Annotated in this window: 13 protein-coding genes; 3 read left to right on the plus strand and 10 right to left on the minus strand. The window is 64.9% G+C overall.

The genetic code is table 11. From position 1 onward, the window contains the following. Positions 1-299: 299 nt before the first annotated feature. Positions 300-1,187, plus strand: a complete 888-nt coding sequence (gene gluQRS / locus ACS5PJ_RS08225) for a tRNA glutamyl-Q(34) synthetase GluQRS (protein WP_439434422.1) — start codon at positions 300-302, stop codon at positions 1,185-1,187. A 1-nt stretch (position 1,188) separates the two neighbouring features. Here the strand turns inward: gluQRS and ACS5PJ_RS08230 are convergent, their stop codons facing one another. The 6 genes from ACS5PJ_RS08230 to ACS5PJ_RS08255 form a co-directional block, all read right to left on the minus strand. Next, complete coding sequence (locus tag ACS5PJ_RS08230) at positions 1,189-2,763, minus strand: acyl-CoA synthetase (protein ID WP_439434423.1); 1,575 nt, start codon at positions 2,761-2,763, stop codon at positions 1,189-1,191. Between the two features lie 16 nt (positions 2,764-2,779). Continuing rightward, a complete protein-coding gene (locus ACS5PJ_RS08235) occupies positions 2,780-4,147 on the minus strand; it encodes an MFS transporter (RefSeq protein ID WP_439434424.1) in 1,368 nt (455 codons plus the stop codon). A 74-nt stretch (positions 4,148-4,221) separates the two neighbouring features. Further along, positions 4,222-4,677 (minus strand): MaoC family dehydratase, encoded by a 456-nt coding sequence (locus ACS5PJ_RS08240; protein ID WP_354149019.1) that lies wholly within the window; start codon positions 4,675-4,677, stop codon positions 4,222-4,224. A 61-nt stretch (positions 4,678-4,738) separates the two neighbouring features. Continuing rightward, entirely contained in the window at positions 4,739-5,980 is a 1,242-nt protein-coding gene (locus tag ACS5PJ_RS08245) for an acyl-CoA dehydrogenase family protein (RefSeq protein ID WP_439434492.1), read from the minus strand. 19 nt (positions 5,981-5,999) lie between these two features. Further along, positions 6,000-6,890: an amidohydrolase family protein gene (locus ACS5PJ_RS08250; protein ID WP_439434425.1), complete on the minus strand. Its 891-nt coding sequence runs from the start codon at positions 6,888-6,890 to the stop codon at positions 6,000-6,002. Position 6,891: 1 nt separating this feature from the next. Then, entirely contained in the window at positions 6,892-7,836 is a 945-nt protein-coding gene (locus ACS5PJ_RS08255; protein WP_439434426.1) for an SDR family NAD(P)-dependent oxidoreductase, read from the minus strand. Between the two features lie 121 nt (positions 7,837-7,957). Here ACS5PJ_RS08255 and ACS5PJ_RS08260 point away from each other — a divergent pair, with 121 nt between their 5' ends. Both ACS5PJ_RS08260 and ACS5PJ_RS08265 read left to right on the plus strand, forming a co-directional pair. Then, positions 7,958-8,437, plus strand: a complete 480-nt coding sequence (locus ACS5PJ_RS08260) for a MarR family winged helix-turn-helix transcriptional regulator (protein ID WP_439434427.1) — start codon at positions 7,958-7,960, stop codon at positions 8,435-8,437. Positions 8,438-8,498: 61 nt separating this feature from the next. Further along, positions 8,499-9,218: an HD domain-containing protein gene (locus ACS5PJ_RS08265; protein WP_439434428.1), complete on the plus strand. Its 720-nt coding sequence runs from the start codon at positions 8,499-8,501 to the stop codon at positions 9,216-9,218. Here the strand turns inward: ACS5PJ_RS08265 and ACS5PJ_RS08270 are convergent. From ACS5PJ_RS08270 to ACS5PJ_RS08285, 4 genes are all read right to left on the minus strand, one after another. Beyond that, the gene (locus ACS5PJ_RS08270; protein ID WP_439434429.1) at positions 9,196-10,455 is read right to left on the minus strand and encodes a low temperature requirement protein A; all 1,260 of its coding nucleotides are present in this window, start codon (positions 10,453-10,455) and stop codon (positions 9,196-9,198) included. The two genes, ACS5PJ_RS08265 and ACS5PJ_RS08270, sit on opposite strands and share 23 nt — an antisense overlap. Positions 10,456-10,498: 43 nt before the next feature. Then, a complete protein-coding gene (locus tag ACS5PJ_RS08275; RefSeq protein WP_439434430.1) occupies positions 10,499-12,130 on the minus strand; it encodes an HNH endonuclease signature motif containing protein in 1,632 nt (543 codons plus the stop codon). A 188-nt stretch (positions 12,131-12,318) separates the two neighbouring features. Continuing rightward, entirely contained in the window at positions 12,319-12,630 is a 312-nt protein-coding gene (locus ACS5PJ_RS08280; RefSeq protein ID WP_439434431.1) for a hypothetical protein, read from the minus strand. A gap of 52 nt (positions 12,631-12,682) precedes the next feature. Continuing rightward, positions 12,683-13,078 (minus strand): hypothetical protein, encoded by a 396-nt coding sequence (locus ACS5PJ_RS08285; protein WP_439434432.1) that lies wholly within the window; start codon positions 13,076-13,078, stop codon positions 12,683-12,685. Positions 13,079-13,162 lie beyond the last annotated feature (84 nt).

The following is a 13,162-nucleotide window of genomic DNA, read 5'->3' on the forward strand; positions in this document are numbered from 1 at the left end:
TGTGGCAACAGGGAAGAGGCTACCGCCGATGCCCGCAGGCTACAGGATCCCCGGCACACCTCCCGGTCCCTGGATTCAGCTTCCCGCAAGGAAGCCGCCGCTGATTGACTCTTGTTCACGCAATGTCACTCCGCAACCACCGCAACCACGCAAGAGCCCCTGAGCCACGTCCGACTCCCGCAGCCGGCCGTAGCTGAGGGGCTCTTGTTCTTGCAACGCGGGGTCACTTCTGGCCCCTCCAGCGCCCCGTTTCGGGCGTTAAATGAACCCGCGTTGGCCTGTTGCGTAGGGTTGGTTCCATGACCCCAGCCGGCCGCTTTGCACCGAGCCCCTCAGGCGAGCTGCACGTGGGCAACCTCCGCACCGCGATGCTCGCCTGGCTGTTCGCCCGTTCCACCGGCCGGGACTTCCTGCTGCGCGTGGAGGACCTGGACCGCGCACGGGCAGGCGCCGAGGCGGAGCAGCTCCGCGATCTGGCGGCCGTCGGCGTCACCTGGGACGGCGACGTCGTACGCCAGACTGAGCGTTCCGCGCTGTACAGCGGCGCGATCAGCAGGCTCAGCGCCGCCGGGCTGACGTACGAATGCTTCTGCACGCGCCGCGAAATCCAGGAGGCGCCGTCCGCTCCGCATGCCCCGCAGGGTGCCTATCCCGGTACCTGCCGGAACCTGGGAACTGCGGAACTGGAGATCAGGCGGGCCACCCGGCCTGCGGCGATCCGGCTTCGAGCGGAGGTGAAGGACTACACCGTCCGGGACGTTCTCCACGGCGACTTCACCGGCGTCGTGGATGATTTTGTCCTCCGCCGCAATGACGGCGTGACGGCCTACAACCTGGCCGTCGTGGTGGACGACGCCGCCCAGGGAATCGACCAGGTGGTGCGCGGGGATGATCTCTTGCCCTCGACACCCCGCCAGGCCTATCTCGCCGGGCTCCTGAATATTCCCGTTCCGGAATATGCCCACGTGCCGCTGGTAGTGAATGCCGACGGCGCCAGGCTGGCCAAGCGCGACGGTGCCGTGACGCTTGCCGACCTTGGGCTCGCCGGCAGATCCGCGGCCGACGTCCGGGATCTCATTTTTAAGTCGTTGGGGCTGCCGGCCGGAACGCTGGAGCAGGTGCTCACAGCATTCCGGCCGGAAAGCCTTCCCCGGGAGCCCTGGGTGTGGACCGGGTTCCAGCGCTAGCTCACGGCTGACCCGCTGAAAGCTTCCGAAGATCCGCCTTCCGGATCTTGCCGCTGGCAGTACGCGGCATCTCATCCACGAACACCACTGATTTGGGGATCTTGTAGCGCGCCAGCCGCCCCTCCAGGTGCGCCCGCAATTCGGCCTCGGTGAGCTGGGCCCCTTCACGCAGCAGCACGACCGCCCGGGGAACTTCACCCCACCTCTCATCGGGCACGCCTATGACAGCCACGCTGCCCACTGCCTCCAGCTCGGTGATGGCCTGCTCCACTTCGGCCGGATAGATGTTTTCGCCACCCGAAATGATCATGTCCTTGAGCCGGTCCGACACGAACACAAAGCCGTCGTCATCCTTGTAGCCCATGTCACCGGACTTGAACCAGCCGCCGGGCGTGTAGGACTCCGCACTCGCCTCGGGCCGGTTCCAGTATTCGCGGATCACATTTGGGCCCTTGATCTGGATTTCGCCCACTGATCCCGGGTCGGTAACGGTGCCGTCGAAGTCGGCGATCCGCACGTCGGTGAAGAAATGGGGAAGGCCGGACGAACCAGCCTTCTCCCGTGAGCGGGCAGCGGGCAGCGTGGTTGCACCCGGTGCTGTCTCAGTCATGCCGTAGCCGTTGGAGAAGCGCAGGCCCCGTTTTTCGTAGGCGTCAATGACCCGCATCGGCACAGCCGAACCGCCGCACGTGAGCTTGTTCAGCGAACTGAGGTCAGCGCTGTCCCATGCCGGGTCCTCGCAGAGCATCTGGTACGTCGTGGGCACGCCGCTGATGGTGGTGGCGCGGTGCTTTTCGATGAGTTCGAGGGTCCGGCGGGGATCGAACTTGGTTTCCAGCACCACAGTCCCGCCCTTGAGGATGGTGGGCAGAACCCCCATGTTCAGGGAGGCCACGTGGAACATCGGCGAGATCATCAGGGCCACGTCCGTGGAGGCAAAATCGAAGTCCACGATCACGTTCAGGCAGTTCCATGCGACGTTCCCGTGGGTCAGCAGCGCACCCTTGGGATGCCCGGTGGTGCCGGAGGTGTAGAGGATCATGGCGCCGTCGTCCAAGCCCACCTCCTCATCGATGTACTGCTCCGCGCCCGACGCGAGGACTGCCTCGAAGCCTTCCGCCGCCGTCGGACCCTGTCCGTTGGCAGTTGTGCCGTTTCCGGCGTCATTGCCGGCCGCGGAATCCACCACCGAGATGCGCCGCGCGACCGGTGTGCCGGCCATACCGGCCACGGCGAGGGCATCCAGGCTCAGGCCGTGGACCAGCGTGGCCGCCCCGCAGTCCACAAGCTGGAACTGGATCTCGGGCGGGGCCAGGCGCGTATTCAGGGGGACGAAGATGGCGCCCAGCTGCCCGCAGGCGAACAGGGTTTCCAGGAAGGACGGGTGGTTGTCGCCCAGGTAGGCCACCCTGTCTCCCTTGCTGACGCCGCCGTCCCTGAGAGCGTTGGCCAGCCGGGCGGACCGTTCGGCCAGCTGCTCGTAGCTGACTTCCTGCTCTCCGCTGATCAGGGCTGCCTTACTGCCGGACTTGGGACGGCGGCGCTCCAGCCACGAGCCAATGCCAAAGTTTTCCACGGCGAATCCTTTCCGCTCAGGACTTGACTGTCAGGAGGTCGTTGTTCTTCGGCTCCCGGGTCAGGAGGATGAAGACGATGGACACGATGGACATGATGGCCAGGTAGGTGAACACCGAACCCGTGTCCTGTCCGGAATCCTTGAAGATCTGGGCCACGATGCCGGGGGTGAAGCCGGCGCCCAGCAGGGTGGCCAGCTGGTAGCCCAGCGACGCTCCGGTGTAGCGGGAGGTGGTGCCGAACTGTTCGGAAACGAAGGCTGCCAGGGGTCCGAAGAGCGTGGAGTGGATCATGAGGCCGATGGCGAATGCCACGAAGATCAGGACGATGTTGTTCGAGGACAGCAGCGCGAACATCGGCACCAGGTAGATGATGAACAGCACCAGGCCGCCGATCATGACGGGGCGGCGTCCCAGTTTGTCCGAAAGCCGGCCGCCCAGGATGACAAACACGATGGACAGGGCCGACGCCGCCGCGAAGGCGTAGAGGACACCCTGCCTGTCCGCTCCTTTGGACACCGCGAAGGTCACCGAGAACGTTGCCAGCACCACCTGGAGCGCGAAGCCGGCGGCCCCCGCCAGCATGGTGAAGATCAGGGTCTTGGGCCGCCGGAGCACCTGCAGCAGCGGGATGTCCCGTTTGGTGGCCAGTCCCTGTTCCCGCGCTTCCTGGTCCGCGCGTTCCCGCTCGATTTTCTCCTGCTCAAGTGCCGCTTTGAAGATGGGGCTTTCGGAGACCTTCAGGCGGACGAACATCCCCACGCCAAGCAGTACAAAGGAGAGCAGGAACGGCACGCGCCAACCCCAGGTGAGGAACTGGTCGTTGGGCAGGGCCGAGAAGGCGCCCATCATGAGGGTGCCAAGGACGGCGCCGGTCGGTGCGCCGGCGTTCACGAAGGATGCCGCGAAGCCGCGCTTTCCCGACTCGGAGTGCTCAAGCGCCATCAGCGCTGCACCGCCCCATTCGCCGCCGACGGCGATGCCCTGGAAAACGCGCAGGATCACCAGGAGCACCGCACCCCACGGTCCGGCCACGGACGCATCCGGGACCACCCCGATGAGTGTGGAAGCGATGCCCATGACCAGCATGGAAATGATGAGCATGCTTTTACGGCCCATCCTGTCGCCAAAGTGGCCGAAGATGATGCCGCCCAAGGGGCGGGCGACGTAGCCGGCGGCAAAGGTGCCGTAGGCGGCGACCACGCCCACCCAGTCGTCCATCCCGCTGAAGAACACCTTGGGGAAGACCACGGCCGCGGCGGTGGCGTAGAGGAGGAAGTCGTAGTACTCGATGGTGCTGCCGAGGTAGCTGGAGGCGATGACGGTGCGCGCTTCCTTGCGGCGCTCCGCGGTGCCCATGGCTTGAAGCTGGGTAATTCCGGACATGGCTGTTCCTTTTGGTACGGATGAGTACGGAAGAAGAAGACGGTGGTTGGTGCGGAAGAAGGGAAAGCGGAGGTTTACTTGTAGAACCGCGCCAGGAATTCGGCGACGACGGCAGGTCGTTCCTGGCCTTCGATCTCGATGGTGTTGGCGACCTTGATCTGGGCGCCGCCCTTGACCTCGGTGACCTCAACGATGGTGGCCTGCATCCGGATCCGTGAACCGACCTTCACGGGAGACGTGAAGCGGACCTTGTCCAGGCCGTAGTTCACCTTGGTGGTGACGCCCTCGACGTCGAACAGCTCACCCCAGAACGGGATGATGAGCGAAAGAGTGAGGAAGCCGTGGGCGATCGGTGCGCCGAACGGGCCGTCCTTGGCGCGTTCGGGGTCCACGTGGATCCACTGGTCGTCACCGGTGGCGTCAGCGAATTTGTTGATCTGTTCCTGCGTGATTTCACGGTATTCAGTGGCGCCGAGGTCGGTGCCGGCGAGGGTGAGCAGTTTGTCGAAGTCGACGACGAGATTGGGCATCTTTGCCTCCAGTTGGGGAACGGATATTGGTTTGGGCCGGTGAATGTACGACGACGGCGGTTCAGCGGGTGAAGGCGCTTTCGCCGGTCAGCGCACGGCCGACGATGAGGGCGTTGATTTCATGGGTGCCTTCGTAGGAATAGATAGCCTCGGCGTCCGCGTGGAACCGGGCCACGTCCGTCTCGAGGGTGATGCCGTTGCCGCCCACAACCTCGCGGGCCAGGGCAACGGTTTCCCGCATGAGCAGGGACGTCTGCATCTTCGCGAGGGCTGAATCCTGGTCCCGGTAGATGCCCTTGGCCTGCTGTTCCGTCAGACGGACCACCAGGGACAACGCCGAGGTGACGTTGCCGAGCATCCTGGCCAACTTCTCCTGGACCAGCTGGAAGGACCCCAGGGGCCGCCCGAACTGCTGGCGTTCGGTGACGTAGCGGAGGGCTGCTTCGAAGGCACCGGCCTGGACGCCGGTGGCGATCCAGGCGACGTCGGAGCGCATGGCACGCAGCATCGCCGCCACATCCCTGAAGGAGTTGACATTGTGCAGGCGCATGGATTCCGGAACCCGCACCCCGTCGAGCGTGATGTGCGCGTTCTGCATCATCCGCAGGGAGGTCTTCCGGTGGATTTTTTCCAGCGTCACGCCCTGGGCCTGGCGGTCAACGAGGAAGGCCTTCACCTGGCCATCGGCGACGTCACGGGCAAAGACTGCCAGGACGTCTGCGCTGGCAGCGCCGCCGATCCAGCGCTTGGCGCCATCAATAACCCAGCCCTCACCCTCGCGCCGCGCGGTGGTGGCCAGACCGCCCGCGATGTCGGAGCCTGACTCGGGCTCCGTCAGGGAAAAGACACCCTTGAGGGAGAAGTCGATGACCTTGGGCATCCACTCCTGCTGCTGTTCAGCTGAGGCGCCCACCCGGATGGCCGTACGGAACAGCCCTGCCTGCGAGGTGTACCAGGTTGCCAGTGACGCATCGGTCCGGGCGAGCTCGAAGATCCGGAAGCCCTGGTAGATGCCCCGGGCAGGGATTCGCCCCGCACCCGCGTCACCACCATCATCACCACGGCCGGTCAGTTCCGCAGGTTCCATCAGGTCCAGGTCGATCAGCGGCTGGGCGAGTTCAGTGGGAAACTCGCCGCGTTCCCAGTGGTCGGCCAGCAGTGGCCGAGCCTGTTCGTCCAGGAAGGCGCGCAGCCGGCCCAGGACTTTGCGTTCGTCCACGGTCAGGAGGGACTCGGCGTCGTAGTAGTCGCAGACCCCATAGAGACGGACCTGTTCTGTTGCCGGGTTGCTGGTGGCGCTCATGGCCATGCTTGCACTCATATCAGCCTCCGAGTCCGAGCAGGCGGACGGCGTTGTGCTTGAGGATCTTGGGCCGGATCTCGTCCTTGAGGGGAAGGTCCGCAAAGGCGCCGAGCCACTTCTCCGGTGTGATGAGCGGGAAGTCGGTGCCGAAAAGGACCTTGTCCTGCAGGTAGGAGTTGGACGCCTTCACCAGGGATTCCGGGAAGTACTTGGGGGACCAGCCGGAGAGGTCGATGAACACGTTCGCCTTGTGCGTGGCGATGGAGTTGGCCTCGTCCTGCCAGGGAACGGAGGGGTGGGCCATGATGATCTGCAGTTCCGGGAAGTCTGCGGCGACGGCGTCCAGCAGGAGGGGGTTGGAGTAGCCGAGCTTGATGCCGTAGCCGCCGGGAAGGCCTGCGCCCATGCCGTTCTGGCCGGTATGGAAGATCGCCGGCAGGCGGAGGTCCTGGAGGGTTGTCCAGAGGGGATAGAACTGCTCGTTGGACGGGTCGAAGCCCTGCAGGCTCGGGTGGAACTTGAAGCCGCGGGCACCGAGGTCCTCGGCCTGGTGCACGGCACCGCGGATCGCTTCCGGTCCGGTGCGCGGATCCACGCTGCCGAAGGGGATCAGGACGTCATTGTTGCGTGCGGCGCCTGCGATCAGATCCGGGATGCTGTTGGGCTCGTGGTTGAGCTGGGTGCGGGCGTCCACGGTGAACACGACGGCGGCCATGTTCAGTTCGCGGTAGACCTCGGCGATGCGGTCAAGGGACGGGGTGCGGTCCTCGGACTTGAAGTACTTCGCGGACGCTTCGGTGAGCGTTGGCGGCAGGGACTCGTGGCCATGGCCATCCACCTCGAGGTGGACGTGCATGTCGATCGCATCGATTTTCGCGACGTCGATGGCCGTTTCGTAGCGGGTGGACATGTCAGCGTGCCACGGGTGCTGCGGGCTGGGCCGGCTTGAGATCCTCCGGGAGCGGGAGGAATTCCTCGCCCACGCTCTGGAGTTTGTCACCGAAGGTGGAGTCGAAGTGTTCCACCAGATCCTCGTAGCGCCAGCCGCCTTCGCGGTACTCCGTGGCGGCTGCCTCAGGATGGGTCCAGACCTGGAGGCGGTCACCGCCGGCACCGATTGCCTGGCCGGTAACGCCGGCTGCGGCGTCGGAGGCGAGGAAGGCAATAAGCCCCGCGACGTCGTCGGCCGTTCCGAACCCGAGGTCATGGCGGAAGAAGGCCGGCATGGCTTCACCCCGCTCATCCGCTTCGATGGCCTTCTGGAAGTACGGCACGGTCTTGGTCATGGCCGTCGCGGCGACAGGGATCACGGCGTTGACCGTGACGCCCGCCTTTTTCATTTCCAGCGCCCAGGTCCGGACCATGCCCACGATGCCGGCCTTGGCGGCGGCGTAGTTGGTCTGGCCGAAGTTGCCGCGCTGGCCGGTGGGTGAGCCGATGGTGATGATGCGGCCGGCGATGCCGTTTTCCTTGAAATAGGCGAACGCTTCGCGGACACAGGTGAACGTGCCCTTGAGGTGGACGTTGATGACCAGGTCGAAGTCCTCATCGGTCATCTTCAGCAGAGACTTGTCGCGGAGAATGCCGGCGTTCGTGACCAGGATGTCGAGACGCCCGAACTCCTTCACCGCCGTCTCCACGAGCTGCTTTGCCACTTCACTGCTGCCCACGGGAGCGACGACGGAAACCGCGCGGCCGCCGTCGGACTCGATAAGTGCCACGGCTTCTGCGGCCACTGCCGCGTCGACGTCATTAATGACGACGGCGGCGCCCTGGTGCGCCAGTTCCCGGGCGTAAGCGAGGCCGAGGCCACGTCCGCTGCCGGTAACGATTGCTACTTTGCCTGACAGGCTCATGCTGCTCCTTTGCTAGCTGACCGTGCATCCTGCCGTCCGGCATGGGATGCTGTTCTGTATCCATGAGAATATGGATTGTTGTAAATGTCAACGATTAATCTTGAGAACTTTCTGGAGCGTAATGACGATCGATGTGCAGGGCGTGAAGCAGGACGGCGCCGGGGAAAAACTGGTGGCTGCCTCGATCACCAACGACATGGGATTCCTGCTGGCCAAACTCCATGCGTCGGGGTCGGTGCTGAATAACCGGGCGCTGGCTGATTTCAATCTCAAAGAGCGCTCGTATTCGGTGCTCATCCTTGCGGACAGCGGACTGGAGCCGACCCAGCGCGAGCTTGCGGATTTCCTGAGCCTGGATCCCAGCCAGATCGTTGCGCTGGTGGATGAGCTCGAGAAACGGAAGCTGGTGGTCAGGGCTCCCGGAAAGCAGGATCGCCGGGCCAAGACCGTAACGGCCACCAAGGCCGGCTCGAAACTCCTGGATGAGGCGGGCAAGGCAGCCCGCGCTGCGGAAGCACAGGCACTGGAGCGGCTTTCGACGGACGAGGTGGCCACCATCAAGGGGCTGCTCCGGAAGGCGCTGTGGGGCGATGTGGCTTAGAAGCTCGCCTACAGAGGTGCCCGCGGACGGCCACGCGTAGCCCGGCGCGTAGGCTGGAACCATGTCCGAACCAGAGTTCCAAGAAGCAGCTTTTCCACAGCCCGGATTTACCGTAGACACCGCGAAGGTCCTGGCCGAAGTGGCCCACAACCGGCAAAAGGACAAGCTCAAGCGGCCCTACCGTGACCACGTGATCGCCGTGGGAGACGCGCTCGCGGACTTCGACGACGATATCCGGATCGCGGGCTACCTGCACGATATCGCCGAGGACACCCCCATCACCCGGCGGGCACTTCTGGACATGGGTGTTTCCGAGCGTGCAGTGGACATCATCGAACGGGTCACCAACCGGCTCCACGACAATCCCGACGACTACGCCGAGGGAATCCGCTATATCGCCGAAGACCACGACGCGGCCCTGGTCAAGATTGCGGATAACGCCCACAACTCCCTTCCCGAGCGCGTCAAAGCGCTGGCGGAGAAGTGGCCGGACAAGCCGCCCGTCACCAAGTACCGGGACGCCCGTCCCGTGCTCTATGCCGCCGTCGACGTCGAGGAAGTCCGCAAGATCCTCGCCCGAATCAACCCCTGGCTGCTGGACGAGTTGAACGACCGGTTGGACGAAGAAGATGACACCGACTACGAGAACCTCTCCTATGACGACAACGCTGGGACCCGCGATGACGCTGGGACCCGTGATGACGCTGGAACCCCCGATGATGCTACGGCTGGCGAGCATGCCGGAACTGACGTTGAGGCTACGACGGGCGGGGAGAAGTAGTCCCGGTTTCCAGTTTCGCCAGCGCCAGATGCAGCCGTTCGGAGCCCCGACGCTCGTCCACGACAATCGAGACACCCAGCGCCAGCACAATAACCAGCAGGCTGATGGGCACCGACGCCCCAGCGGCAGCCAGGCCCACTGAGGCTGCCAATGCGGCCAGAACACAGAGGGCCACGGTGATGATGGTGCGGTCCGCGCCCACCATGACGCTGTACAGCCAGGTCAGTGAGCCTTTGAACAGTGCCACGGGGACGGCGATGCTGGCCACGGCCAGCGCGGCGCTGATATGTGCCTCGTGGTCAATGTAGTAGGCCGCCACATGGAGCCCTGCGCCCGAGGCCGCAATCGCGGCGAAGATGGGGATGTGTCCGTATCCGAACAGGTATGACTGATGTCGGCGTATGTGCAACGCCCGGCCCGCCGGAAGCATGAAGTAGATCCACCACATGGCGAACGCCAATGCCGTTCCGCCGAAGCCCACGAGGGCTGCATCAACGCTCCAGCCATGGCTGGCCACGATCGCGCGGAGGGTCTCGATGGCGCCGACCAGGCATTCGCCTAAGGCGATGATGGCCAGGAGCCCGTAGCGCTCAGCAATATGGTGCGCGTGCCACGGAGTGGTGGCTTTGCGCTCGGCCAGGTACGGCGTGGCCATCTCGAGCACGATCAGGGGTGCCGTCATGAGGAACGTGCTGAGCACGTCGGCCTGAATAACCAGCAATGCGATCCACCCGAGTTGCACGAACGCAAGGTACCTGGCGTAGCGCCGGCAGGTCTGACGGCGGGCCGGATCCTGCCTTGCCGCGCGCAACCATTGGAATATGAGCGCGACCCGCATGACCACATAGCCGCCCACGATCACCTGGTTGTCGACATGTTCCCCTACCACTAGCGAGTGGAACATGGGCTCGATTCCCATGGTGAGAATCAGTACGCCGAGGATCTGGATCATGGTCACGACACGGAAGATCCAATCGTCCGTGTCATAGGCACTGGCGAACCAGGTGAAATTGATCCACGCCCAGATCACGGCGAACATGGCGAAGGAAAACCCGAGCAGACCCGCGCCGAAGTGGGCTTCGGCAATCTCGTGGGCGAACTGGCTTCCTGCCACGCCGAATGCAATAACAAACGTGAGGTCGAAGAAGAGCTCAAGCGGGGTTGCGGCACGATGCCGTTCGTGTGGATCACGCCCGCCCATGCGCGTCATGGCGTGCCGTAGTGGATTTAAAGGCATGGCCCAAAGACTACCGCTGCCATGTTTCGCACTCCACAGCCCCTCATTTCCCTGAAACTACGGCTTCCTCTGCAACAGTGGTTTTTCCCGAATTCGCAGCCACTTCCATCTCCGCAGCCACTTCCATCTCCGCGCGATTGGGTCGGGAAAGCTCTGGATATGGGGAATTGGCAGCGGGGTCTGCTGGCAGTTGTGGTGGTTCCCAGTCGGGGTATTCGCTGGCGTAATGTCTGCCTGTCGGTGAGGTCCAGCCCGGCGGATGGTCTTTGGTGGCCGGGCCGGGTTCCCAGCCGCCAGCGTGCCGGAGTTTGTGGTGTTTCGGGCAGGGCTGGGCTAGGTTGCTGATGCCGGTGGTGCCGCCCTTTGCCCAGGCGAGGAGGTGGTCTGCTTCGTTGTCCAGGGACTGGTTGTGGCAGCCGGGGAACGGGCATTTCCCGTCGCGGAGGCGCAGCCATTGGCGTTGGGCTTTGGTGACCGGGTAGCTGGTCCGGCCGATCTCCAGCGGTGCACCGTCCCTGGGGTCGATGAGGACGCGGTGGAAGGACGTGGCGCCGTCGGCGATGAGCCTGCGTGCCATGGTGACCGGGATCGGCCCGTACCCGTCCAGCATCGCCGGCTCATCGGTGGCGCCGAGCAGGGACATGATGGGCGCGGTGAGCAGGACCTGCGCACGGGGAACGGGGACACGGCCGCCCAGGGCGCCATGCATGTCCCCCGTGAGGCCCGCGCCGGCGTCAGCGGGAACCGCGGTGCCGCTGGCTTCCGTGTTGGGCGTGACACCGGTCCCGCCGAGGAGCAGGTTGGCGGCGATGTCGGCCCGCATCTGGGGCATGGTCCGGTCCTCGTCGGGGCCCTGCAAGGCGCGGGCGGTGGCTGTGGTGCAGTTCCAGATCCCCGCTGCCTTGTCAGCGGGCAGGTACGCCGAAAGCCAGGCCATTCCGTCCCGGTCCGGCGTGTATTCCAGCCGCCGGTCCGCGACGGACCTGTTGTGGCGTTTTTCGATGCTGACCGGGTGGTGGCGTTCCCGCCAGATCCGGGCCTTATGCCGGAACCTGGACGCAACCAGCTCCCCGGCCGGGCAGCCCCGGTTGGGGTTCTCCACCCCGGGGTCCAGGAAATGCGCCTCCAACGCCTTCGCGGCGCCGGGTTCCAGGTTCGTGGTCTCGTCCACCATCACCCGGGCATGCTGCCACGACATTGCCCCGGCCGTCAGCGCGGACAGGGTCAACGGCAAACCAGTGGTCAGGGCGTGGGACTCGGCCAGCAGGGCTGAGGCGGTCCGTTCGCCAACCGTGAGAGCACACGCGACTTCGGCCACCACCGCCATCTCCTGGGCGCGATCAGACATGTCAGGGGACGCCAACGCCTGGGCCGTATCTGCGTAGCCCGCCGCGGCGTGGACTGTCACGGCGGCGACCTGCGCGTTGATCCTGGTAGTCAGGGCCAGCGTGTCCAACCAGCCATCAGCTTCCTTGCGCAACGGATCATCATCAGCACACCCGGCAGAGTCCGCGGTCCCTGTGAACCCGGCAGGCTCCGCCGTCCCGGCCGGTCCGGTTAACCCGGCAGAGTCTGCGGTCCCGCCCGAATCAGTCCCGCGCCTAGCAGCAGCGAGCAGCAAGGCCGCGGAAGCACAAACAGCCTCCGCCGCCTCAACCGCCGCCCTGTATCCCATACATCAAGCATCCCGCGAGGCGGTGACGAAACCCGAGAGGAGCCTTCCCTATGTGGATAACTAACCGTTGTGGATAACTAACCGGTGTGGATACCCCGGACTTCAACGAAAACGCGGGCGAACGTTGGCGAACGCCGGTGACGCCGGTGCGGCCGGCGGCTGCGCCCAGTGCCTCCGTCACAGAGTCGTCACCCGGCGATGAACAGCAGCACCACGAAAGCCACAAGCCCGACGCCGGCGATGGCGAGGCCGAGCATACCGCGGCGCCGTCCGGGCCCCTTGCGGGCAGCCGTGTAAGCAATCGCCGCGCCGAAGAAACCGATCGGTAGCCAGATAAGACCCATGACCCGCACCCATCCGGGTGGGTTGAATCCTGCGCTGAGGCTCAGCACGTACGTGAACAGGGTGGCAGCCAGGGCAAGCACCCCGAGCACGACGGTGATGGTCCCGGCGCGTTCCGAGCCGGTGCCCTTATGGGTTTGCATGTTGTCAGTGGTCAACTCGCTCGTCTCCTTCGCGGCCCGATGAGGTCCCCTTCGCTCCGGGCTGCATTCAGCCGGCGGCCTGACCGATGAGGTAGGAGGCCACATTAAGCACGACGAACCCGATAGCGATGCCGGCCCCCACCAGGGCCAGCACCCTTCCGTCCTTGCGCCCGAGCCTCATCGCCTTGCGCCCCTGGCTCACTGCGAGAATGCCCGGAATCACGAACACGAGGAGCGCGGGTATGCCAGCTGCCAGAACCTGCCAGAACCCCGCGTTACCGCTGCCTTCGGTGACCAACGAGAGGATGCCTTCACCGACGGCGAAGGCAGCACCGAACGCCACCGGGTAAAGGGCCAGAGCCCACCACGCGCGACGGTAGGCAACGGCTGCAGCCCCACTGTGTACAGCCGCGCCGCCCGGCGCGGCACCAGGCGCCAGGTGTGCGCTTTTCTTGATCGCCATCGAACCTCCTTGCGGCTCACCTCCCATGTTGCCCCGACGTAATTGGGCGCAGTAGGGGCGTTAGCCCTCACTGTGGGTGGTGGT

It is taken from the genome of Pseudarthrobacter cremeus, assembly GCF_051857465.1.
Lineage (GTDB): Bacteria > Actinomycetota > Actinomycetes > Actinomycetales > Micrococcaceae > Arthrobacter.